20 protein-coding genes are annotated in these 21,594 nt (G+C 66.2%); 12 read left to right on the top strand and 8 right to left on the bottom strand.

Features of this window, described 5'->3' with window-relative positions:
* Positions 1 to 199 precede the first annotated feature (199 nt).
* Entirely contained in the window at positions 200 to 865 is a 666-nt protein-coding gene (locus tag IP91_RS15080; RefSeq protein ID WP_145649912.1) for a hypothetical protein, read from the top strand.
* On the opposite strand, the gene IP91_RS15075 is transcribed toward IP91_RS15080, so the two are convergent.
* The 4 genes from IP91_RS15075 to IP91_RS15060 all read right to left on the bottom strand — a co-directional run bounded on the left by IP91_RS15075 (position 855) and on the right by IP91_RS15060 (position 4,689).
* Complete coding sequence (locus IP91_RS15075) at positions 855 to 1,688, bottom strand: ChaN family lipoprotein (RefSeq protein ID WP_145649911.1); 834 nt, start codon at positions 1,686 to 1,688, stop codon at positions 855 to 857. The genes IP91_RS15080 and IP91_RS15075 overlap by 11 nt on opposite strands.
* Before the next feature lie 137 nt (positions 1,689 to 1,825).
* On the bottom strand, positions 1,826 to 2,521 hold the full coding sequence (locus tag IP91_RS15070; protein WP_229474474.1) for a DUF1697 domain-containing protein: 696 nt from the start codon (positions 2,519 to 2,521) through the stop codon (positions 1,826 to 1,828).
* A 60-nt stretch (positions 2,522 to 2,581) separates the two neighbouring features.
* A complete protein-coding gene (locus IP91_RS15065) occupies positions 2,582 to 4,159 on the bottom strand; it encodes a sensor histidine kinase (protein ID WP_145649910.1) in 1,578 nt (525 codons plus the stop codon).
* A gap of 173 nt (positions 4,160 to 4,332) precedes the next feature.
* Positions 4,333 to 4,689, bottom strand: coding sequence for a hypothetical protein (locus tag IP91_RS15060; protein ID WP_145649909.1), 357 nt, complete (start codon positions 4,687 to 4,689; stop codon positions 4,333 to 4,335).
* A 461-nt stretch (positions 4,690 to 5,150) separates the two neighbouring features.
* Here IP91_RS15060 and miaB point away from each other — a divergent pair, with 461 nt between their 5' ends.
* From miaB to ybeY, 3 genes are read left to right on the top strand one after another with little or no spacing between them, the layout of a single operon-like run.
* Entirely contained in the window at positions 5,151 to 6,512 is a 1,362-nt protein-coding gene (gene miaB / locus IP91_RS15055) for a tRNA (N6-isopentenyl adenosine(37)-C2)-methylthiotransferase MiaB (protein ID WP_145649908.1), read from the top strand.
* A complete protein-coding gene (locus IP91_RS15050; RefSeq protein WP_145649907.1) occupies positions 6,509 to 7,561 on the top strand; it encodes a PhoH family protein in 1,053 nt (350 codons plus the stop codon). Before miaB ends, IP91_RS15050 begins: the two co-directional genes overlap by 4 nt.
* Entirely contained in the window at positions 7,545 to 8,051 is a 507-nt protein-coding gene (gene ybeY / locus IP91_RS15045) for an rRNA maturation RNase YbeY (RefSeq protein WP_145649906.1), read from the top strand. The genes IP91_RS15050 and ybeY overlap by 17 nt, the downstream gene beginning before the upstream one ends.
* Positions 8,052 to 8,065: 14 nt before the next feature.
* Here the strand turns inward: ybeY and IP91_RS15040 are convergent, their stop codons facing one another.
* A complete protein-coding gene (locus tag IP91_RS15040) occupies positions 8,066 to 9,097 on the bottom strand; it encodes a transporter (RefSeq protein ID WP_199754609.1) in 1,032 nt (343 codons plus the stop codon).
* 136 nt (positions 9,098 to 9,233) lie between these two features.
* Here IP91_RS15040 and IP91_RS15035 point away from each other — a divergent pair, with 136 nt between their 5' ends.
* From IP91_RS15035 to IP91_RS15000, 8 genes are all read left to right on the top strand, one after another.
* The gene (locus IP91_RS15035) at positions 9,234 to 10,112 is read left to right on the top strand and encodes a CorC family transporter (RefSeq protein ID WP_145649905.1); all 879 of its coding nucleotides are present in this window, start codon (positions 9,234 to 9,236) and stop codon (positions 10,110 to 10,112) included.
* Positions 10,112 to 11,656 carry an apolipoprotein N-acyltransferase gene (lnt, locus tag IP91_RS15030; RefSeq protein WP_145649904.1) on the top strand — a complete coding sequence of 515 codons (1,545 nt, stop codon included), beginning with the start codon at positions 10,112 to 10,114 and terminating at the stop codon, positions 11,654 to 11,656. The genes IP91_RS15035 and lnt overlap by 1 nt, the downstream gene beginning before the upstream one ends.
* A gap of 166 nt (positions 11,657 to 11,822) precedes the next feature.
* Complete coding sequence (gene glyQ / locus IP91_RS15025) at positions 11,823 to 12,758, top strand: glycine--tRNA ligase subunit alpha (protein WP_145649903.1); 936 nt, start codon at positions 11,823 to 11,825, stop codon at positions 12,756 to 12,758.
* A 1-nt stretch (position 12,759) separates the two neighbouring features.
* Positions 12,760 to 14,862, top strand: a complete 2,103-nt coding sequence (glyS, locus tag IP91_RS15020; RefSeq protein WP_145649902.1) for a glycine--tRNA ligase subunit beta — start codon at positions 12,760 to 12,762, stop codon at positions 14,860 to 14,862.
* Between the two features lie 9 nt (positions 14,863 to 14,871).
* Positions 14,872 to 15,432, top strand: coding sequence for a D-glycero-beta-D-manno-heptose 1,7-bisphosphate 7-phosphatase (gene gmhB, locus IP91_RS15015; RefSeq protein WP_145649901.1), 561 nt, complete (start codon positions 14,872 to 14,874; stop codon positions 15,430 to 15,432).
* A gap of 64 nt (positions 15,433 to 15,496) precedes the next feature.
* Positions 15,497 to 16,189: a lysophospholipid acyltransferase family protein gene (locus tag IP91_RS15010; protein ID WP_145650245.1), complete on the top strand. Its 693-nt coding sequence runs from the start codon at positions 15,497 to 15,499 to the stop codon at positions 16,187 to 16,189.
* A complete protein-coding gene (locus IP91_RS15005; protein ID WP_307724423.1) occupies positions 16,135 to 17,187 on the top strand; it encodes a M48 family metallopeptidase in 1,053 nt (350 codons plus the stop codon). The genes IP91_RS15010 and IP91_RS15005 overlap by 55 nt, the downstream gene beginning before the upstream one ends.
* 97 nt (positions 17,188 to 17,284) lie before the next feature.
* On the top strand, positions 17,285 to 17,716 hold the full coding sequence (locus IP91_RS15000; protein ID WP_145649900.1) for an RcnB family protein: 432 nt from the start codon (positions 17,285 to 17,287) through the stop codon (positions 17,714 to 17,716).
* 128 nt (positions 17,717 to 17,844) lie between these two features.
* On the opposite strand, the gene waaA is transcribed toward IP91_RS15000, so the two are convergent.
* The 3 genes from waaA to IP91_RS14985 are packed head-to-tail and all read right to left on the bottom strand — an operon-like array spanning position 17,845 to position 21,581.
* Positions 17,845 to 19,200, bottom strand: a complete 1,356-nt coding sequence (waaA, locus tag IP91_RS14995; RefSeq protein WP_145649899.1) for a lipid IV(A) 3-deoxy-D-manno-octulosonic acid transferase — start codon at positions 19,198 to 19,200, stop codon at positions 17,845 to 17,847.
* The gene (waaC, locus tag IP91_RS14990; RefSeq protein ID WP_145649898.1) at positions 19,200 to 20,186 is read right to left on the bottom strand and encodes a lipopolysaccharide heptosyltransferase I; all 987 of its coding nucleotides are present in this window, start codon (positions 20,184 to 20,186) and stop codon (positions 19,200 to 19,202) included. Before waaC ends, waaA begins: the two co-directional genes overlap by 1 nt.
* 12 nt (positions 20,187 to 20,198) lie before the next feature.
* The gene (locus IP91_RS14985; protein ID WP_145649897.1) at positions 20,199 to 21,581 is read right to left on the bottom strand and encodes a phosphomannomutase/phosphoglucomutase; all 1,383 of its coding nucleotides are present in this window, start codon (positions 21,579 to 21,581) and stop codon (positions 20,199 to 20,201) included.
* Positions 21,582 to 21,594 lie beyond the last annotated feature (13 nt).

Genomic DNA, 21,594 nt, shown 5'->3' with positions numbered 1-21,594 from the left:
TGGCAGTTGAATTGGCGGCGGCGCCGAGCCGAGGGTTAGCGCCGCTGGTGACGCCAGAGTTCAGCGCGATTTGCGGGGCATTGCAGGCACCTCGGACCGCACTAAAGCCGAGCTCGCCAGCTGGCACCTCGGGGCGGTTATCCGCCGCGACCCCGTCTAGCAAATCATCTGAAACGGTTTAGCAAACCATCTGATTTTTTTGAACCTTTCCCCCGCCGTCAAGTCAAACAGGTACGCACGCCCCGAGGATTTCGCCTTCCGGCGAAGTCAAGCCAAATCCACCCCCGGAGATTTCAGCATGTTTCCTCCAGTGACCATCCACTTGTCCCCCACGACAATGATCGCGTTTCTGCAGCACATCGAAGCGGCGTGCGGGGCGGTCGATGCCTCGCAGGTGGCGGATGAAGCGATCCGGCAATGGCTCGAGCGGCAAGGCGACCGGGCCGCACCCGGCGCGCCACGGCTGGTGCCGAAGGGGTATCACTGGAAGTGCCTGTATGTGCCGGAAGGCACGCTGGTCAAGCTGTGGCGCTATCCGGAGTATGGCCAGGCGGAGGTGATCGGCGACCGGCTGGTGTTCAAGGGCGAACACACATCGCCGAACAAGTTCGTACTGGGGTGCACCGGCACCATCCGCAATGCCTGGCTCGAGATCAGCCTGCTGATGCCGGGCGAAAAACGCTGGTTCTGCGCACGGGATCGCCGGTGGCGCATCTTTTCCGAAGCGCGTCCTCCCGTGAGGGCCGGCAAGCCCCTGCCGCCGCCGGAAGAAATCCAGCCCTGGGACTGGCGCTTCCTCCCGGCCGCAGAGCGCATCTTCGAGCCGACAAAGCCCCCGAAGTGCCTTCCGCAGGTTACTTCTTGAACTTCGCGCACGGATCCGCGCGCTTCTGCGCCGGAATCTTCCGCACCTCGTCGAACTGATCCTTCGCTGCACCATCCTCCACATAGCCGACCGAGCGCACCGTCAGCTTGCTGCCGATGGTGTTCAGCCAGCGCGGCACGCCCAGGTCCTTGCGCACATGGCCGTTCCCCGCGATCAGCACCACGTCGCGCGGCTGCTGGTCGCGGATCAGCTTGGCCATCCAGATATCGCGCGCGAACTGCGCGTTGACCATCCCGGGCAGCATCATCTCCGGCAGCATGTCGCAGTGGCCCATGCGGATCTCGCGTTCCTGCGCCTTGCGCCAGTCGGCGGAAATCGGCTCGGCCAGCCTGTACTCGGCCACCGTTTTCGGGTCGAAGCTGGAGGCGATCCCGTCGCGCACCACCTTCGATGCGTTGGCGCGCGACAGGTTGACGGCCACCACCGGCAGCGCGTGATCGATCGCCAGCTGCAGCACGGGGTAGTACTGCTGCCAGTCCCAGCCCTTCTTCTCCATCACGCGGATCACGCAGCCCGCATCGAGGCAGCCTTTGAGCGCGCGGTCCAGCAGCTCCTGGTCTTCGTGGTCGAACTGCTCCATCGCGATGGCGGGGCGCCAGCCGGCATCCACGCGGCGTTTCAGGTCCGCGAAGCGCTGCTTGTGGCCCTGCGCGTTGTCGTGCACCTCGCCCAGCAGGAGCACCTGCGGGTTGGCCGCTTCCTGCATGCCGGTCAGGCGGCCGCCGGCCGTGTCCTTCTTGATCATGCCGCAGCCGGCCAGCAGGACGCTGGCAGCGAGTACGGCGAGTGTGATGCGTTTCATGTGTTCTTCGTTGCCGGAAAAATTCCAGTCTAACCGAAGTGTCCTGATGAGTCCGTGTCACCTGGGGTCAGGCACCGTGCCATGCGTGGCATGGTGCCTGACCCCAGGTGACACGAGCTCGGCTGTGGGAAGCCGCGTCAAGCGTCAGCGCGGGCCAGAGCGTGGAGCTTGCTGATGGTGGCCCAGTTGCGGGTGGTGACGCCGTCGCCGAGGAGCTTGCCCATCGCGGCCGCGGCGCGGCTGGCCAGCACGCCGTCGGCGCACCAGATGTAGGCGGCCCAGCGGCCGAGGGCGAATGCCTCGGGTTCCCAGGGCTGGTGTGCCAGCGGCTCGAGCTTCGCGCGGTCGGCCGGGTTGCTGAAGACGGATACCATCAGCCTGGCGGGATCGACGGCGATCGCGCCCAGCGGGTTGTCGGCGACGACGTCGTCGAGCTGCTGCGCATCGAGCACGGTCACGCGCGAGCCCACGCCGAGCTTGAGCACCAATGCTTCCTCGATGCGCGTGGCGGACATGCTGGTGGACGACTGCGCTGCATCGAGGCCATCGCAGTCGAAGACGGCATTGCCGCTGTTGAGCAGCGTGCGGGCGCCGGTGAAGCCCAGTTCGCCGAGCACCTGGCGCAGGTCCGCCATCGCGATGCGCTTGGCGCGGCCCACGTTCACGCCGCGCAGCAGGGCGATCTGGCGCTGGCCGCCGCCGTCTCGATCCTTTCGCGCGAGCTGCCGTCCCTCGTGCTGCCCATCCTTCGGCACGACCTTCTGTCCATTTCCCTCGCCGTCTTTGCGCGCTGCCTTCCGCGCGGCCGGTGGTTTGCCCTGCTGGTCCATCATGGTCTCCTTTGTCGCGCAGTATGCGTCAGGCCCGGCATGGCGGGCGCCCGGTTCGGCGTGTCACGCCGGCTCGGGCGCCAGGGCCGGCATCGCTTCGTCCACCATGCGCGGCATGCGGAAAATGAACGATGCGCCCTGCCCCGCTGCGCTGCTGACGGTGATGCTGCCGCCGAACTGCTTGACGATCAGGTTGTAGACGATGTTCAGCCCCAGTCCCGTGCCGCCCTGGCCGCGGCGGGTGGTCACGAACGGGTCGAACACGCGGTCGATCAGCGTGGCGGGGATGCCGCGGCCGTCGTCCGTGACGGCCATTTCGACCCAGTCGCCATCGGCGCGGGCGCGGATCGTCACATGGCCCGGCTGGTCGGGCTCGAACGCGTGGTCGGCGCAGTTCAGCACAAGGTTCGTGAGCACCTGCGCCAGCGCGCCGGGATAGCTGTCGAGCAGGATGCCTGGCGGGCAGTCGATGGCCAGCGCCAGCTGCGTCTTTTTCAGGCGCGGCTGCAGGCTGGAGACGACTTCGTCGATGTACTCGTGCAGTTCGAAGCGGCGGCGCGCCTCGCTGACCTGGTCGACGGCGATCTGCTTGAAGCTGTGGATCAGGTGGGCGGCGCGGTAGGCGTTGTTCATGATCAGGCGCGCGCCCTCGCCGGCCGTGGCGATGTACTTCAGGATGTCGGACTTCTTCACCGCGCCCTGCGTGATCGCGGCGTGCATCTCGTCCGTTGCTTCCTTCAGCACGGAGGCGCTGGTGAGCGCGATGCCCACCGGCGTGTTGATTTCGTGCGCCACGCCGGCCACCAGCGCGCCGAGCGAGGCCAGGCGCTCCGCCTGCAGCAGCGACTCCTGGGCGTCGCGCAGGTCGTGCAGCGCCTGCTCGGTGGCCCTGGCGGACTGGCGCGCGGCGTCTTCGGCGGCGCGGGTGCGCTGGATGATGGCGCGCACCCGGCGCTGGATGGCGTTGAAGCCGCGGATCACTTCGCCCAGTTCGTCACGGCGTTTGTCGGGCAGCTCGGCGATCTCGTCGCTGTCGCGCGTGGCCAGTTCGGCCAGGCCGTCGCGCAGCTGGCGCAGCGGGTCGAAGACGATGCGCAGCGACAGGGCCAGCGCCAGCACGAGCAGCGCGTCGAGCAGCAGCACCTCGGCCAGGCGGCGGCGGATCTCCGCTTCCAGTCGGGCTTCGATCTGCGCGCGGCTGAAGTTGACGACCACGCGGCCGACGATCGCCGGGCGCGCGTCGCCGCCTGCGGGGCGGTACGCCAGGTCGGCTACCACCGGCGTGCCCGTCACGTCGCCGGCCAGCGTGGCGGGGGCCGTGCCGAAGGTGGCGATGCGGCCGTCATCGAGGCGGCGCTTGCCGGCGAACAGGCCCACGGACGTATCGTAGACGCGGATCGCCACCACTTCCGGCGGCGTCATTTCGGCAGCGACGAGCGTGTCCACCTTGGGCTGGTCCAGGTCCCACAGGGCCGACGGCAGGCTCGTTTGCAGGCGCATCAGCAGGCCGTCGCGCATCTGGCGGTCGGCGCTCTCCAGGTCATGGGCCAGGTGGTATTGGGAATACGCGCCCGAAATGCCCAGGACCACCGTTACGACGATCACGAACACGCACGTCAGCCTGGCCTGGATTCCGAACATGAGGTTCTCCCGGTGAATGCCTCAATGTAAGCGAACAGATTCTTTATGGCAAGAAGGGCAATGCGGGGCGAGACACTTGTGGAAGACCGGCCGGAGAGAAGGCCATTTCAGGGCCGTAAACGCAACGCGGCCGGGGCGTTGAACCCCGGCCGGCGCGACACCCTCCGGACTGCTTAGTGGGTGTAGTTGCCTTCCGGCTTTTGCTGCGCCTGGGCAGCCTGCGCCTGCTGTGCAGCCTTTTCCTCTGGCTTCGGGCGGCCTTGCGCGTCCGACAGACGGTATTTGGTGCGGCGGTCGCCCATCAGGTCGCGCAGGTCGCGGATGCTCATGCCCGTCACCTCGTGCATGCGGATCAGCAGCGAAGCGCCGACCGGCAGGCGGTGGTGGCGAATCTTGCTGATGACGGGTGGCGCCACTTCCAGCAGGCGCGACAGGGCAGCATCGTTCTTCAGCTGCATCTTGCCCAGCAGGATGTCCAGCAGGTGATTCGGGTTATAGCTTTCTTGGGAAGCCAGTGCGTGGTGTGCCATGATTGATCCTCGTCTATATAGTTGATGTAAAGATGTTGCTCCGACCATAAGGAAAGACCGCATTTGTCAAAAACAGGTTTCCAAACGGCTCCGTAACGAGTACGCCCAAGAAACGGACGCAAGGGCCGGCGACCATTGGGGACAAACTTGCACATGCAGCAAAATTCTATGCCCAAACAAGCACGCTCCAGCCTAGCGATGCCAAGCGAATATTTAATTAATATCAAGTATTCGCTGAAAAACTTGACAACAATGCCATTTCATCACACGCGCCACAGGGACAGCGCACGATAGAGATTTTAGGAAATTGTTACAACAGACAACTCAACAGTAAATTCTTCGAGACATAGTTGTCGATCCGATATTGATGAGCGTACAACGCGCATGCCTGCTGGCATCGGCTATTTTTGGCGAACCCACTACGTCGCCTCCGGGCGGCAAAGTACGGTAAACTGCCCGCCATGCAGAAAAAAGTATTTATCAAGACCTTCGGTTGCCAGATGAACGAGTACGACTCGGACAAGATGGCCGACCTGCTGGGTGCCACGGACGGCCTGGTGCGCACCAGTTCCCCGGAAGATGCGGACGTGATCCTCCTGAACACCTGCTCGGTGCGCGAAAAGGCGCAGGAAAAGGTGTTCTCCGACCTGGGCGTGTTCCGCAAGCTGAAAGAAAAGAATCCGGACCTGGTGATCGGCGTGGGCGGCTGCGTGGCATCGCAGGAAGGCGAGGCGATCGTCAGGCGCGCGCCCGTCGTCGATGTCGTGTTCGGACCGCAGACGCTGCACCGCCTGCCGAAGATGATCGAGATGCGCCGCCAGACCGGCAAGGCGCAGGTCGACATCACCTTCCCCGAGATCGAGAAGTTCGACCACCTGCCGCCGGCGCGCGTGGAAGGCGCATTCGCCTATGTGTCGATCATGGAAGGCTGCAGCAAGTACTGCAGCTACTGCGTGGTGCCGTACACCCGTGGCGAGGAAGTCTCGCGCCCGTTCGACGATGTGCTGACCGAAGTGGCCGGCCTCGCCGCCCAGGGCGTGAAGGAAGTGATGCTGCTGGGGCAGAACGTGAATGCGTTCCGCGGCGCGATGGCCGATGGCGAGGCCGCGGACTTCGCACTGCTGATCGAATACGTGGCCGCGGTGCCCGGCATCGAGCGGATCCGCTTCGTCACCAGCCACCCGAAGGAATTCACGCAGCGCCTGGTGGACTGCTACGCGCGCATTCCGCAGCTGGCCGATCACCTGTACCTGCCGGCGCAGCACGGCGCGGACCATGTGCTGGGCGCGATGAAGCGCGGCTACACGGCACTTGAATACAAGTCGATCATCCGCCGCGTGCGCGCGGTGCGGCCCGATATCACGATCGCTTCCGACTTCATCGTGGGCTTCCCCGGCGAGACGGAGCAGGATTTCGAGGCCATGATGAAGTTCGTGGCGGACGTGGACTTCGACAACTCGTTCAGCTTCATCTTCAGCAAGCGCCCCGGCACGCCGGCCGCCAGCCTGGCCGACGACACGCCGCACGAAGCGAAACTGGCCCGGCTGCAGCGGCTGCAGGCGCTCATCGACGCCAACACGAAACGGCACAGCGCGGCGATGGTGGGCCGCACCATGCGCGTGCTGGTCGAAGGGCCGTCGAAGAACGGCGGCAGCGAACTGACGGGCCGCGCCGGCAATACGCGCACCGTGCTGTTCGATGGTGGCGACACGCCGGCCGCACTGCATGGCAAGATGGTGGATATCCTGATTACCGAATCGTTGTCATATTCCCTGCGTGGCAATCTTGTCGCGCACGATGCATCCCTGAGCGAAGCCCATTGAAAACCAAGACTCCCGTACAGCCCCACTACTTCACGCCCGAGCCGCTGGACAATACGCGCCTGGCCAACCTGTGCGGTCCGCTCGATGAGAACCTGCGCCAGATCTCGGCGGCGCTCGATGTGACCATCTTCCGGCGTGGCGAGAAATTCATCGTCACCGGCACGAACGCCGAGCGCGCCGTGCAGATCCTGGAAAAATTCTATGCGGTGGCCGACAAGGCCGTGCCGATCGAGGAAGTGCAGCTGGGCCTCGTCGAGCAGCGCACCAGCGCCGCCAAGGCCGATGCCGACGATGGCGCCGAAGAGCCGCCGTTCAACGATCCCGAGATCGCCAGCCCCGCGCTGAAGACGCGCCGCAGCGACCTGCGCGGCCGCACGCCGCACCAGATCCGCTACCTGCGCAATATCCTCGAGCACGACATCAGCTTCGGCGTGGGTCCGGCCGGTACCGGCAAGACCTACCTGGCGGTGGCCTGCGCCGTCGATGCGCTGGAGCGCGATGCCGTCAAGCGCATCATCCTGTGCCGACCCGCCGTCGAGGCGGGCGAACGCCTGGGCTTCCTGCCGGGCGACATGAACCAGAAGGTCGATCCTTACCTGCGCCCGCTGTACGACGCGCTGTACGACCTGCTGGGCTTCGACCGCACGCAGAAGATGTTCGAGAAGCAGGTGATCGAGATCGCGCCGCTGGCCTACATGCGCGGCCGCACGCTGAACCACGCGTTCGTCATCCTGGATGAAGCGCAGAACACCACCGTCGAACAGATGAAGATGTTCCTGACGCGGATCGGCTTCGGCAGCAAGGCCGTCGTCACCGGCGACGTCACGCAGGTCGACCTGGCGAAGAGCCAGAAGAGCGGCCTGGTGGACGCCGTGCAGGTGCTGCACGACGTGCGCGGCATCGCGTTCTCGCATTTTTCCAGCGAAGACGTGGTGCGGCACCCGCTGGTGGCGCGCATCGTCGATGCCTACGACGCGGCGCAGCAGAACACCGCAGACATCGCCCCGCTCCTGACGACCGTGAAGACCCGCAATGTCCGAAAAAAGTAACGTGACAAACAAGCTGACAAACAAGCCGACAAACAAGCTGACCCTGTCCGTGCAGTACCCCGATGCGCGGCTGCAGGAGATCGTGCCGCGCACCGACCTGCGCAAGTGGGTGAAGGCCGCGCTGTTCGCGCCGGCCGAGCTGACCATCCGCTTCGTCGATGCCGCCGAAGGCCAGGCGCTGAACCTGCAGTACCGCGGCAAGGACTACGCCACCAACGTGCTCACCTTCGCCTACAACGAAGGCGAAGAGATCGCCGAGGACGAGCCCACCCGCGCGGACATCATCCTGTGCACCGACGTGCTGCAGCGCGAAGCTGCCGAGCAGTCCAAGACGGTCGCCGAACATGCTGCCCACCTGGTCGTGCACGGCGTGCTGCACGCCCAGGGCTACGACCACGAGGACGACGACGAGGCCGACGAGATGGAAGGCATCGAAACCGAGATCCTCGCCTCGCTCGGCTACGCCGATCCCTACGCCGCCGAGAAGTAACATCGGGGACTCATTTACGCCAGCTCCCGCTGCTTGCGCAGCACGATCCACCCGGCGACAAACGTAAACACCGCCACGATCCCGGCGATGATCCAGAACCCCGCGCCGTCCTGGGCCAGCGGAATCCCGCCCACGTTCATGCCCAGCAGGCCGGCGATGATATTGATCGGCAGCGCCAGCACCGTCACGATCGTCAGCACGTAGAGGCTGCGGTTGTTGGCCTCGTTGACGAGCGCGGCGATCTCCTCCTGCAGCAGCTTGATGCGCTCCTGCAGCGAGGCGATGTCGTTGAGCGTGACGACGAATTCCTCGCTGGCCTCGCGCACCTCCTGGCGGTCCGCCACCGACACCCACGACGGCGGCCGCTGCATCAGCCGGAACATGGCTGCCGGCTCCGGCGCCAGCAGCCGCTGCAGCCGCACCAGCACGCGGCGCAGCGAGCCCAGTTCGGCGCGCTGGTGCTTCAGCTGGCCGGACAGCAGGTTGTCCTCGATGCCGTCCACCTTGCCGGTGGCCATGCGCACGATGCGCGTCAGCACGTCGGCCTGGTCGCGCAGCAGGTGGGTCAGCAGCACCACGGTCGACGCGATCGGTTCGCCGCGCCGCACCGCCTGGCGCAGCCGCTCGACGGCCTGCAGGGGGCTGCGCCGCGCGCTGATCACCACCTGCCGCTCCACCGACAGGTACAGGCTGGCGATGTCCGACGGTTCGAACGAGAAGTCGCGCAGCACGTCGTTGATGACGGCCACCAGCGTGTCGTCGGCCTGCTCGATGCGCGTGGAACGCGAGCCCTCGTGCAGGCAGTCGTAGAACTCGTCGGCCAGGCGCAGGTGCTCGCGCAGCCATTTTTCGCTGGCCGCGTTGGCCAGGTTGAAGTGCAGCCACAGGAACTCGTCCGGGTACGCGGCGCGCTCCTGCAGCCAGGCCAGCGCATCGGCGGCCACGATCGGCAGCGCTGCCGCGCCGCGGCCGAACAGGTAGCCGCAGACCAGGCCGTTGTGGTCCGAGCCGTATTCCAAGGTAGCGGGTTTGATTGTTGCGTGCATGACCATCCTCCGGGGTCCAGTCTTGCATAAAAACATGACCGGACGATGTCAGGGGATAACTTTTTGACAAAAACGGCCCGACCGGGCCGTTTGGTGTATCCTGTATCCCTTCGAAACAAACGGCTTTATGCCTGCCATGCAAGAGCACTCTACCAGCGTCAGAAATGACGCTAAACCCCACCGCTCCCTCCTCGAGCGACTCACCGCCCTGATCTCCCCCGAGCCGGAAAACCGCTCCGAGCTCCTCGAAGTCCTGCACGAAGCCCACGAACGCAACCTGATCGACGCCGATGCGCTGTCGATGATCGAAGGCGTGTTCCAGGTGTCCGACCTGTCGGCCCGCGACATCATGGTGCCCCGTTCGCAGATGGACGTGATCGACATCTCGAAGCCCATCGAGGACTGGCTGCCGCTGGTGCTGGAGACGGCGCACTCGCGCTTCCCGGCCGTCGAGGGCGAGCGCGACAAGGTGGTCGGCATCGTGCTGGCGAAGGACCTGCTGCGCTACTACGCGGAAGAGGCGTTCGACGTGCGCAGCATGCTGCGTCCGGCGATCTTCATTCCCGAATCGAAGCGACTGAACGTGCTGCTGCGCGACTTCCGCGCCAACCACAACCACATGGCGATCGTCGTCGACGAATACAGCGGCGTGGCCGGCCTGATCACGATCGAGGACGTGCTGGAACAGATCGTCGGCGACATCGAGGACGAATACGATTTCGACGAAGAGGAGGACAATATCCTCTCCATCAAGGAAGGCCAGCTGGGCCCGCGCTGGCGCATCAAGGCGCTGACGGAAATCAGCCAGTTCAACGAGGAACTCGATGCGGATCTGCCGGACGACGACGTGGACACCATCGGCGGCTACGTCTCGAAGCACCTGGCGCGCATGCCGCACAAGGGCGACACCTTCGACATCGACAACCTGCGCTTCGAAGTGCTGCGTGCCGACGCACGCCAGATCCATGTGCTGACGGTCGAGAAACTGCCACCGGCCATCGACGAGCAGGACTGATGCGCCTGCGCCGCGCCGCCCCCGACGCCCCTCCCGCCCCACCCCGCAGCACCCGCAGCCGCATGCTGATCGCCGCCCTCGCCGGCGGTACCAGCGTGCTGGCGTTCGCGCCGTGGGGCTGGTGGCCGGTCCAGCTCATCACCCTCGCCATCCTGTTCTACCAGGTGCTGCGCGCCGATTCCGTGAAGGCCGCGGCCTTTGTCGGCTGGGCGTTCGGCTTCGGCTGGTGCCTGGCCGGTGTGCACTGGCTGACGATCACCCTGGTGCGCTTCAACCTGCCGCCCGTGCTGGCCTGGATCGCCCTCGTGCTGCTGTGCGTGTACATGGGCGGCCATGCCGCCGTGGCGATGGGGGCCGCGGCCTGGCTGCGCAAGCGCTGGGCGCTGTCCCTGCCGGCTGCCAACCTGCTGGTGCTGCCGGTCTTGTGGGCGCTGTCCGAATGGTCGCGCGGCTGGCTGTTCACGGGCTTCTCGTGGGCGTCCAGCGGCTACGCGCACAATGTCACGCCGCTGGCGGGGTACGCGCCGATCGTGGGCGTGTACGGTATCGGCGGGCTCGCCGCACTCACGGCTGGCGCCCTGCTGCTGCTCATGCACCGTACCCGCAAGGCTGCACTGGGCCTGATCGCCGCGATCTGGATCGGCGGCTTCGCCCTGCAATCCATCACGTGGACCACGCCTGTCGGCAAGCCGCTCACGGCGCGCCTCGTGCAGGGCAATATCGCCCTGTCCAACAAGTTCGATCCGGACCACATCGGCAACACGCTGCGTTACTACCGCGACGCCGTGACCAGCGTGCCGGCGGACCTCATCGCGATTCCCGAAACGGGCATCCCCCTGTTCCCGCAGCAGCTGCCGGCCGGCTACCTGGACGCGTACGGCACCTTCGCCCGCAAGACGGGCAGCGCGATCGTGCTGGGCATGCCGATGGCGGACAGCCCCACCAGCTATTCGAACAGCGTGCTCGGTCTCGGTACCACGCTGGCCAGGCCGTACCGCTACGACAAGCACCACCTGGTGCCGTTCGGCGAATTCATCCCGGCGGGCTTCCGCTGGTTCACGGACATGATGCAGATTCCGCTGGGCGACCAGGCGCGCGGCAAGGTGCTGCAGCCCGCGTTCGCCGTGAAGGACCAGCGCGTGCTGCCGAACATCTGCTACGAGAACCTGTTCGGCGAGGAGATCGCCGAACAACTGGATGACGGCTCGGGCGGCACGGTACTGCTGAACGTCTCGGAGCTGGCGTGGTACGGCACCTCGGTGGCGATCCCGCAGCACCTGCAGATCTCGCAGATGCGCACCCTGGAGACGGGTCGCCCGATGCTGGCCGCCACCAACACGGGGCCCACGGTGGCCATCGACCCGCATGGCGCCGTGAAGGCCAGCCTGCCGTACTACGAGGCGGGCGTGCTGCACACCAGCGTGCAGGGCATGACGGGCCGCACGCCGTACATCGTGCTGCGCAACTGGCTGCTGTTCGCGCTGGCCGGCGCGAGCCTGCTGGCGGCATGGCTGACGTCGCGCCGGAAGCAGGCCGCGGCCTGATCTCTACTGGTTCAGCGCAAAACCCGCTAAAATGAGCCGTTTTAGCGAATCCGCTTCAGTCAAGTCGCTTTAGTTTAGCCACCTCAGTGAAGTCGCTTCAGTTGAGCCGCTTTAGAGAACCAATCACGCTCGCGTCCGCGCGCGACCACTGCACCGTATCCATTCAATGCTGACATTCCAACAAATCATCCTGACCCTGCAGACCTACTGGGACCAGCAGGGCTGCGCCCTGCTCCAGCCGTACGACATGGAAGTGGGTGCGGGCACGTTCCACACCGGTACCTTCCTGCGCGCGATCGGCCCGGAGCCATGGCGCGCCGCGTACGTGCAGCCGTCGCGCCGGCCGAAGGATGGCCGCTATGGCGAGAACCCGAACCGCCTGCAGCACTATTACCAGTACCAGGTGGTGCTGAAACCCGCGCCGGAAAACATCCTCGACCTGTACCTCGGTTCGCTGGCGGCACTGGGCCTGGACCTGCAGCAGAACGACGTGCGCTTCGTCGAGGACGACTGGGAAAGCCCGACGCTGGGCGCCTGGGGCCTGGGTTGGGAAGTCTGGCTGAACGGCATGGAAGTCACGCAGTTCACCTACTTCCAGCAGGTGGGCGGCCTCGATTGCAAGCCCGTGCTGGGCGAGATCACCTATGGCGTGGAACGTCTGGCAATGTACCTGCAGGGCGTCGAGAACGTGTATGACCTGGTGTGGACCACCTGGGAAGAGAACGGCGAAACGAAGACGCTGAAATACGGCGACGTGTTCCACCAGAACGAGGTGGAACAGTCCACCTACAACTTCGAATACGCCAACACCGACCTGCTGTTCGCCCAGTTCGCGAACCACGAAGCGGAAGCCAAGCGCCTGGTCGAACTGCAGCTCACCTTGCCGGCCTACGAGCAGATCATGAAGGCCTCGCACAGCTTCAACATGCTGGACGCGCGCGGCGCCATCTCCGTGACGGAACGCGCCGCCTACATCGGCCGCGTGCGCACGCTGTCGCGCCTCGTCGCGCAGGCCTACTACGATTCCCGCGAACGCCTCGGCTTCCCCATGGCTGCCCAAGCCGCCCAAGCCGCGCAAGCCGATCACGTACAAAGCAACTGATATGACCCAGACTCTCCTGATTGAACTGCTGACCGAAGAACTGCCGCCGAAGGCCCTGTCGAAGCTGGGCGCGGCCTTTGCCGCCGGCATCGTGAACGGCCTGAAGGCGCGCGACTTCCTGGAAGACGACAGCGTTGCCACGTCGTACGCCACGCCGCGCCGCCTGGCCGTGTCCATCACGAAGGTGCGCGAGGTGTCGCCGGACAAATCGATCCGCGAAAAAGTACTGCCCGTGACGGTGGCCCTCGATAAAGAGGGACAAGCAACAGCCCCGCTGGCCAAGAAGCTGGCCGCGCTGGGCTTCCCCGACCTGCAGATCGCCGACCTGGAACGCGCGCAGGACGGCAAGGCCGAATCGTTCTTCTACACGTACACGGCACCGGGCTCGCAGCTGGAAGCCGGCCTGCAGGCCGCGCTGGAAGAGAGCGTCGCCAAGCTGCCGATCCCGAAGGTGATGAGCTACCAGCGTCCGGACGGCGCCACCGTGCAGTTCGTGCGTCCCGCGCACAGCGTGATCGCGCTGTTCGGCGACCAGGTGCTGCCACTGACGCTGCTCGGCCTGACCGCCTCGAACGTCACGCAGGGCCACCGCTTCCTCACGCCGCCGGGCCAGCGCGCCGTCACCGTGGCGCATGCCGATGCCTACGCCGACACGCTGGTCGACAAGGCGAAGGTCATCCCGTCGTTCGAAGCGCGTAAGGAACAGATCCGCACCGCGCTGCTGGACAAGGCCGGCGCCGACCAGGTCCTGATGCCGGAAGCGCTGCTGGACGAGGTGGCCTCGCTGGTCGAATGGCCGGTGGTGTACGAGTGCCGCTTCGAGGACGAATTCCTGGCCGTGCCGCAGGAATGCCTGATCCTGACGATGCAGACGAACCAGAAATACTTCGCGCTGACGGACACCAATGGCAAGCTGCGCTCGCGCTTCCTGATCGTCTCCAACATCGCCACCGACACGCCGCAGGCCATCATCGGCGGCAACGAGCGCGTGGTGCGTCCGCGCCTGTCGGACGCCAAGTTCTTCTTCGAGCAGGACAAGAAGAAGACGCTGGAATCGCGCCTGCCGGCCCTGAAGAACGTGGTCTACCACAACAAGCTGGGCACGCAGGCCGAGCGCAGCGACCGCGTCACGGGACTGGCCACCGCCATTGCGCGGCGTATTGGTGCCGATCCGGCGCTGGCCGAACGCGGCGCGCGCCTGTCGAAGGCCGACCTGCTGACGGACATGGTGGGCGAGTTCCCCGAGCTGCAGGGCATCATGGGCACGTACTACGCGCGCCACGATGGCGAGAACGAGGAAGTGGCGCTGGCCGCCTCCGAGCACTACCAGCCGCGCTTCGCAGGTGACACACTGCCATCGACGCAGACCGGCACCGCCGTCGCGCTGGCCGACAAGCTGGAAACGCTGGTGGGCATCTGGGCCATCGGCCTGCAGCCGACCGGCGACAAGGATCCGTTCGCGCTGCGCCGCCATGCGCTGGGCGTGCTGCGCATGCTGATCGAGAAGCGCCTGCCGCTGGCGATCTCGGAACTGCTGGCCGATGCGGTCGCACAGTTCAAGGACGTGGCGAACTTCAAGGACCCGAGTGCCGAAGTCACCGCCTTCATGCTGGACCGCCTGCGCGGCATCCTGCGCGAGCGGGGCTTCACGCCGAACGAGATCGAAGCCGTGGTGGCGCAGCATCCGGACCGCCTGGACGACATCGTGCAGCGCCTGGAAGCCGTGCAGGCGTTTGCCGCGCTGCCGGAAGCCACGTCGCTGGCCGCTGCCAACAAGCGCATCACCAACATCCTCAAGAAGAACGAGGAAGCACTGGCGCAGGCCGGCACCGTCAACCCTGCCCTGCTGCAGGACGAAGCGGAGAAGCACCTGGCCGCCGCCGTCACGCGCGTGCAGCCCGAAGTGGATGCGGCCTTTGCCGCCGGCGACTTCACCGGCACCCTGAAGACGCTGGCGCAGCTGCGCGATGCGGTCGATGCGTTCTTCAACGACGTGATGGTGATGGCCGAGGACATCGCGCTGCGCAACAACCGCCTGGCGCTGCTGTCTTCGCTGCACGGCATGATGAACCGCGTGGCGGACATCTCCAAGCTGGCCGCGTAAGGACGCCCGATGCCGCAGCCGAAACTGATCATCCTGGACCGCGATGGCGTGATCAACCACGATTCGCCCGACTTCATCAAGTCGCCGGAAGAATGGATTCCCATTCCCGGCTCGCTGGAGGCGATCGCGCGGCTGAACCAGTCCGGCTACCGGGTGGTGATCGCGTCGAACCAGTCCGGCATCGCGCGGCAGTTCTTCGACATCACCACCCTCAACGCCATCCATTCGAAGATGCACCGGATGGCGCAGCAGGTGGGCGCGGACATCGACGCGGTGTTCTTCTGCCCGCATGCGGCGGCCGACAACTGCGACTGCCGCAAGCCCAAGCCGGGCATGTTCGCCGAAATCTCGAAGCGCTACGGCGTGTCGCTGAAAGGCGTGCCCACGGTGGGCGATTCGCTGCGCGACCTGCAGGCCGGCTTCATCGGCGGCTGCGTGCCCTACCTGGTCCTGACCGGCAAGGGTGCGGGCACGCATGAAAAAGGCGGGCTGCCGCCCGGCACGCAGGTGTTCGCCGACCTGGCCACCACCGTGCAGCACATCCTGAAGCACCCTTCCCCTTTGCCGTAATCACCGGAGAACCGCGTTGTCCAAAGTCGTGCCTTTCATCCGCTCCCTCGTGTTCGCGCTGGCGATGCTGGTTGCCACCGTGGTGTGGTGCTTCGTCTGCCTGCTGGTGGCGCCGCTGCCGTACAACAAGCGCTATTACGTCACCTCGCGGTGGAACGTGTTCGTGATCTGGGCGGCCAAGGTGATCTGCGGGATCCGCTACGAGTTCAAGGGCTACGAGAACTTCCCGGACAGCCCGGCGATCGTGCTGTCGAAGCACCAGTCGGCATGGGAGACGATCTTCCTGCTGCCGAACCTGCCGCGGCCCCTGGTCTTCGTGTTCAAGAAGGAGATCCTGTACATCCCGTTCTTCGGCTGGGGCATCGCGCTGCTGCGCATGATCCCGATCGACCGCAAGCAGGGCAAGAATGCGTTCCGCATGGTCGTCGCCCACGGCAAACGCCGCCTGAAGGACGGCCAATGGATTATCATGTTCCCGGAAGGCACGCGCATCCCGGTGGGCCAGGCGGGCAAGTACAAGAGCGGCGGCACGCGCCTGGCGATCGAGACGAACGCCCCGGTGGTGCCGATCGCCGTGAACTCCGGCGAGTGCTGGCCGAAGAATTCGTTTATCAAGTATCCGGGCAAGATCACAGTCTCCGTGGGCAAGCCGATATCGCCCGAAGGGCACACCCCCGACAGCATGATGGAACAGGTGGAACAGTGGATCGAATCAGAAATGCGCGTCATTTCGCCCCACGCCTACAGCGCTGGCTAGACGGGCGTACGCAGGCCAGCGAACAGCTGGCGGCGGTGCCCGCCGAGGCCAACCTCGATGCGGACCTGCAGCTCGATCTGTTTGGCGTGAGCCAGACGGCTGCCGCATCGTCCGCCGCTTCGCCCTCCACTGCTGCGCCCTCCGCTGCTTTGCCCTCTATCCCTTCCCACTTCCCCGTTCCCGCCCCCGCCACCGTCAACCTGCTGCGCCCACCGGTGCAGCTGCGCCGTCCCGATCCCTCCCCCGTCATGCCCCGCAACGATGGCGAGGACCGCCGCCAGGTGCTGGTGGGCAGCTTCATCCTCGAATACGTGCTGCGCCGCTCCACGCGCACGTCGATCGGCTTCATGGTCGACGACGAAGGCCTGCGCGTCACGGCGCCGAAGCGCTGCACGCTGGGCGATATCGAGAACGCCATCCGCGCCAAGCAGAACTGGATCCTGACGAAGCTGGACGACCGCCGCCAGCGCCGCGCCGCGCGCCTGGAAAAGCCGCCGATGCGCTGGGACGATGGCGCCAGGCTGCCCTACCTGGGCGGCGACATCACGCTGCGCATGTACCAGGCGCCGCGCAACCGCACCGAATTCAATCCGCACACGAACGAACTGGCGCTGGGCCTCGTGCCGGGCGCCACCGAGCTGCTGGTGAAGGAGCGCGTGAAGAACTGGTACAAGGGGCAGGCCGAGGGCCTGTTCGCGCAGAGGCTCGACCTGTACGCGCCGCGCGTGGGCGTGCAGTATGCGTCGCTGTCGATCTCCTCGGCCGATTCGCGCTGGGGCTCCTGCACGGTCGACCGGGCGATCCGGCTGAACTGGAAGCTGATGTTCTTCTCGCTGCCGCTGATCGACTACGTGGTGGCGCACGAGCTGGCGCACATCCACGAGATGAACCACAGCGCGCGCTTCTGGGCCCACGTGGGCCGCGTCTATCCGCAGTACGAGGAAGCCAAGCAGCTGCTGCGGCGCCGCTCGCAGGAGATGCCCGTGCTGTTTCCCTGATACAGGATCCGTATCTGCGTGGATAGTTCGTCCGCGCACAGAGCGGCATGGCTCGTCATTGGATACTGAAGTCACGTTTCAATGACAGGAGCACACCATGAACCATCGACTCATCCAGGCCGCCCTGCTGGCGGCCACGCTGGCCGGCGGCGCGGCGGTTCACGCCCAGGACCGGCACGACCGCAACGAGCGCAACGAGCGCTATGAACAACGCGACGACGACCGCCGCGGTGACCGTCACGACAACCGCGACGACCGCCGCTATTCCGACGGCCGCCGCAACGACCGCGTCGACTATCACCACGACGGCCGCGACGACCGCAACCGCGGCGCGGGTCCCCGCCACGACCTGCGCAAGGGCGGCCGCCTGCCGAGCGACTACCGCAACCGCCAGTACGTCGTCGACGACTGGCGCGGCCACCGCCTCTCGGCCCCGCCACGCGGCTACCATTGGGTCCAGACGGGCAACGACTACGTCCTCGCCGCCGTCGCCACGGGCGTGATCGCTTCCATCATCCTGGGGCAGTGATCTCTTAGTGTCGAGCCCGTGTCCACCTTGGGGTCAGACCCCGACATGGACACGAACCGAGCAGCGATACTGCCGAGGCTGTGTGCATGTCGGGGGCAGACCCCTGGTGGACACAAGCTGGGCTGTAGCTAGTCGGTGAGCGGCGGCAGCAGCGCGAGCGTGCGGGCGGTGGCGCCGCGGTGCTGGCTGGCGAAGGCAAGCGCGCTGGCGCCCATCGTGGCGCGGGCGCTGTCGTCCGTGAGCAGGCGCGCTGCTTGCGACATCAGTTCTGCGGCATCGGCAATACGCAGCGCGCCGCCGGCCGCAACGGCATCGTCGGTGACCTGCGCGAAATTGAAGGTGTGCTGGCCGATCAGGATCGGCTTGGCGAGGGCCGCCGCCTCGATCGGGTTCTGGCCGCCCAGCGGCTGCAGGCTGCCACCGATGAAGGCGACGTCGCAGGCGGCGATGTAGGCAAACATCTCCCCCATCGAATCGCCCAGCACCACACCGGTGCCGGCATCGACACGGGCGCCCGGTTGCGTGAGCGAGGAGCGGCGCTGTACGGCAAGCGAGCGCTCGCGTGCCATCGCCTCCACGGCATCGAAGCGTTGCGGGTGACGGGGCACCAGCAGCAGCAGGGTATCGGCAGGCAGCGCGGCAGGCAGGTCATGAGACACAGCAGCCGGAGCAACGCCCGCCGCCGCAGGCACCGGAGCGGCGCTTGCAAGCGCATCCTGGAACGCATCCAGGATCGGCTCTTCTTCCCCTTCGCGCGTGCTGGCACACAGCAGCACCGGACGTCCCGTTCCCCATTGGTTCTTCAACAGCATGCCAGTGGCCACGGCGGCCGGCGGCACCACCACGTCGAACTTGATGCTGCCCGTGACGGCGACATTGGCCACGCCCAGCGCCCGCACGCGCGCCGCATCGTCTTCCGTCTGCGCCGCGACGAGCGAGATGCCGCGCGCCGCCTCCGTCATCAGCCGGCCCAGCTTGCGCGCCTTGCGCAGCGAGCGTTCCGACAGCCGCGCGTTGGCCAGCACGACCGGCACGCTGCGCCGGTTGCAGCGGGCGATCAGGTTCGGCCACACCTCCGTCTCCATCAGAAGGCAGATGCGCGGCTCGAAATGCGTGATGAAGCGGTCGACCAGGCCCGGCAGGTCGTACGGCAGGTAGGACTGCACGACGCGCGCGCCATGCTTGCCGAACAGGCTGCGGCCCGTGGCGCGGCCCGTCGGCGTCATGTGGGTGAGGAGGATGCGGCCGCGCGGATACTGTTTCAGCAGCGCGTCCACCAGCGGTTCGGCGGCGCGCGTTTCGCCCACGGAGACGGCATGCACCCAGATCGTCAGCGGCTCGTCGTTGGCGGCGCGCCGGCGATACACGGCGAGACGCTCGTTCCAGTGCTGGCGGTAGCCCGGCTCCTGGCGGCCGCGCCACCACAGGCGCGCCAGCACCAGGGGCAGGGCCAGCCGCCACAGCAGGGTGTACAGGAGCCGCATCAGTGCTCGGCCTTCAGCAGGCCCAGTGCGGCGGCCGCCACTTCGTCCACCGAAGGCGGGCTGCCCCGGTCGCCCAGGTTGACGATCCGCGGCGACCAGTTGCCTTCCGTTTTCCAGCGCGGCGAATCGCAGTAGATCTCCACGACGGGCCGGCTGAACGCGGCGGCGATATGCGTCAGGCCCGTGTCGACGCCCACCGCCAGCGCCGCACGCCGCGCCAGCAGCACGGCATCGGCCATCGACAGCTTCGGCAGCACGCGCGCATTCGGAATGGCGGCTGCCAGCGCTTCGGCTTCCGCCAGTTCCTTCGGCGAGCCCCACGGCAGCAGGATGGTCATCGGCGCCAGTTCACGGCCCAGCGCGATCCAGTGCTCGGGCGCCCATTTCTTCGCATCGCGCGCCGTACCGTGGAAGTACACGGCATACGGGCCGGCCGGCATCCAGTCGGGACGCGCTGCGTCTTCGGGAATCTGCGGCAGGCCGAAATCGGCCGGCGTGTCGACCGCATAGCCCAGCGCCGCACCGGCCACCAGGCGGCCGCGCGCCACAGCATGCGTGCGCGGATCGAGCGGAATGCTTTGCGTATGGAAGATGCGGGAGATGCCTTCGTAGCCGGAGCCTTCGCTGCCGTTGGCCAGGCCGACCTTCTTCCCGCCCTTCCTGACACGGGCTGCGCCCATGATGATGCCGGTCTTGAGCAGGCCCTGCGTGTCGAACACGTAGTCGTACTCGACCTCGCGCAGCTGGCGGAAGAAGGCGCGGATCTCGGCACGCACGGCCTTGTCGCCGAGCCGCTTGCGCCAGCGCCGCAGCGCGAACGGAATGATGTGGCGCACGCCGGGATTCAGCCGCACCAGGCTGACATAGCCCTCCTCCACCACCCAGTCGATGTTCGCGTCGGGGAAGTGGCGGCGGATGTCCGCCACCATGGGCAGATTGTGCAGCACGTCCCCCAGCGAGGAGACACGCACCAGCAGGATGTTCATCAAGCTTTAGGCTTAGAACGGCAGCTGCGCATCCGGTTTCGCCGCCAGGATCACGTCGCGGAACTGGCCCTGGATGCGTGCCAGCGCTGCCGGCGATTCGGCCTCGAAGCGCATCACGATCACCGGCGTGGTGTTCGAGGAGCGCGCCAGGCCGAAGCCGTCCGCGTATTCCACGCGCAGGCCGTCGATCGTGATGATGCGCTCGTTGCCGGGGAACTTGGCATCGGCGCGCAGCTTGTCCATCACGATGAAGTTCTCGCCTTCGGCCAGGTGCAGGTGCAGTTCCGGCGTGCTGTCCGATTGCGGCAGCGCGTTCAGCAGCGCCGACGGGTCCTGCTCCTTGGTCAGGATCTCCAGCATGCGCGCGCCGGCGTACAGGCCGTCATCGAAGCCGTACCAGCGTTCCTTGAAGAAGATGTGGCCGCTCATCTCGCCGCCCAGCGGCGCGCCGGTTTCCTTCAGCTTGGCCTTCACCAGCGAATGGCCGGTCTTGTACATCAGCGGCTGGCCGCCGGCCTTCTCGATGTACGGCGCCAGGTGGCGCGTGCACTTCACGTCGTACAGGATCTGCCCGCCCGGCACGCGCGACAGCACGTCGGCCGCGAACAGCATCATCTGGCGGTCCGGGAAGATGATCTGGCCATCCTTCGTGACGAGGCCCAGGCGGTCGCCGTCGCCGTCGAAGGCCAGGCCGATCTCGGCATCGGTCTCCTGCAGGCAGCGGATCAGGTCCTGCAGGTTTTCCGGGTGCGCCGGGTCCGGGTGGTGGTTCGGGAAATTGCCGTCCACTTCGCAGAACAGCTCGATCACTTCGCAGCCCATGCCGCGGTACAGGTCACCGGCAAACGCGCCGGCCACGCCGTTGCCGCAGTCGACGGCGATCTTGATGGGACGGGAGATCTTCACGTCGCCGATGATGCGCTCCAGGTAGGCGGCGCGGATGTCGTGGGTACGGTAACTGCCCGGCTGCGCGGCTGCTGGCAGGTCGCCGGCGGCGATGCGGTCGTACAGGCCGGTGATCGCGTCACCGTAGATCGCCTCGCCAGCCAGCACCATCTTGAAGCCGTTGTAGTCGGGCGGGTTGTGGCTGCCCGTGACCATGATGCCGGACTTCGTCTCGAGCACATTGGTGCCGAAATAGACCATCGGCGTGGCGACCACGCCCAGGTCGATGACGCCGACCCCGGCAGCCTGCAGGCCTTCGGCCAGCGCCTTCGCCAGTGCCGGGCCGGACAGGCGGCCGTCGCGGCCGATCACGACGCTCTGTTCGCCCTTGGCAGCGGCGGCCAGGCCGAATGCATGGCCGATCTGGCGTGCAACGCCGGCGTCCAGGGTGTTATCGATGATGCCGCGGATATCGTAGGCTTTGAAGATGGATTTCGAGAGGGAGACCATGGGTGTCGGATGA

This window comes from Pseudoduganella lurida, from assembly GCF_007830455.1.
Classification (GTDB): domain Bacteria; phylum Pseudomonadota; class Gammaproteobacteria; order Burkholderiales; family Burkholderiaceae_D; genus Rugamonas; species Rugamonas lurida.
Note: the sequence above shows the minus strand (reverse complement) of the source record. Positions and strands in the feature narration are given on the sequence as shown.

What these genes read in the sequence shown, in the direction of transcription:
- IP91_RS15075 (WP_145649911.1), bottom strand. Translation starts at nt 1,688, where the DNA reads ATGAAACGCATCACACTCGCCGTACTCGCTGCCAGCGTCCTGCTGGCC.
- IP91_RS15070 (WP_229474474.1), bottom strand. Translation starts at nt 2,521, where the DNA reads ATGATGGACCAGCAGGGCAAACCACCGGCCGCGCGGAAGGCAGCGCGC.
- IP91_RS15065 (WP_145649910.1), bottom strand. Translation starts at nt 4,159, where the DNA reads ATGTTCGGAATCCAGGCCAGGCTGACGTGCGTGTTCGTGATCGTCGTA.
- IP91_RS15040 (WP_199754609.1), bottom strand. Translation starts at nt 9,097, where the DNA reads ATGCACGCAACAATCAAACCCGCTACCTTGGAATACGGCTCGGACCAC.
- gmhB (WP_145649901.1), top strand. Translation starts at nt 14,872, where the DNA reads ATGCCGCAGCCGAAACTGATCATCCTGGACCGCGATGGCGTGATCAAC.
- IP91_RS15000 (WP_145649900.1), top strand. Translation starts at nt 17,285, where the DNA reads ATGAACCATCGACTCATCCAGGCCGCCCTGCTGGCGGCCACGCTGGCC.
- lnt (WP_145649904.1), top strand. Translation starts at nt 10,112, where the DNA reads ATGCGCCTGCGCCGCGCCGCCCCCGACGCCCCTCCCGCCCCACCCCGC.
- ybeY (WP_145649906.1), top strand. Translation starts at nt 7,545, where the DNA reads ATGTCCGAAAAAAGTAACGTGACAAACAAGCTGACAAACAAGCCGACA.
- waaC (WP_145649898.1), bottom strand. Translation starts at nt 20,186, where the DNA reads ATGAACATCCTGCTGGTGCGTGTCTCCTCGCTGGGGGACGTGCTGCAC.
- IP91_RS14985 (WP_145649897.1), bottom strand. Translation starts at nt 21,581, where the DNA reads ATGGTCTCCCTCTCGAAATCCATCTTCAAAGCCTACGATATCCGCGGC.
- waaA (WP_145649899.1), bottom strand. Translation starts at nt 19,200, where the DNA reads ATGCGGCTCCTGTACACCCTGCTGTGGCGGCTGGCCCTGCCCCTGGTG.
- IP91_RS15060 (WP_145649909.1), bottom strand. Translation starts at nt 4,689, where the DNA reads ATGGCACACCACGCACTGGCTTCCCAAGAAAGCTATAACCCGAATCAC.
- glyQ (WP_145649903.1), top strand. Translation starts at nt 11,823, where the DNA reads ATGCTGACATTCCAACAAATCATCCTGACCCTGCAGACCTACTGGGAC.
- IP91_RS15035 (WP_145649905.1), top strand. Translation starts at nt 9,234, where the DNA reads ATGCAAGAGCACTCTACCAGCGTCAGAAATGACGCTAAACCCCACCGC.
- glyS (WP_145649902.1), top strand. Translation starts at nt 12,760, where the DNA reads ATGACCCAGACTCTCCTGATTGAACTGCTGACCGAAGAACTGCCGCCG.
- miaB (WP_145649908.1), top strand. Translation starts at nt 5,151, where the DNA reads ATGCAGAAAAAAGTATTTATCAAGACCTTCGGTTGCCAGATGAACGAG.
- IP91_RS15010 (WP_145650245.1), top strand. Translation starts at nt 15,497, where the DNA reads ATGCTGGTTGCCACCGTGGTGTGGTGCTTCGTCTGCCTGCTGGTGGCG.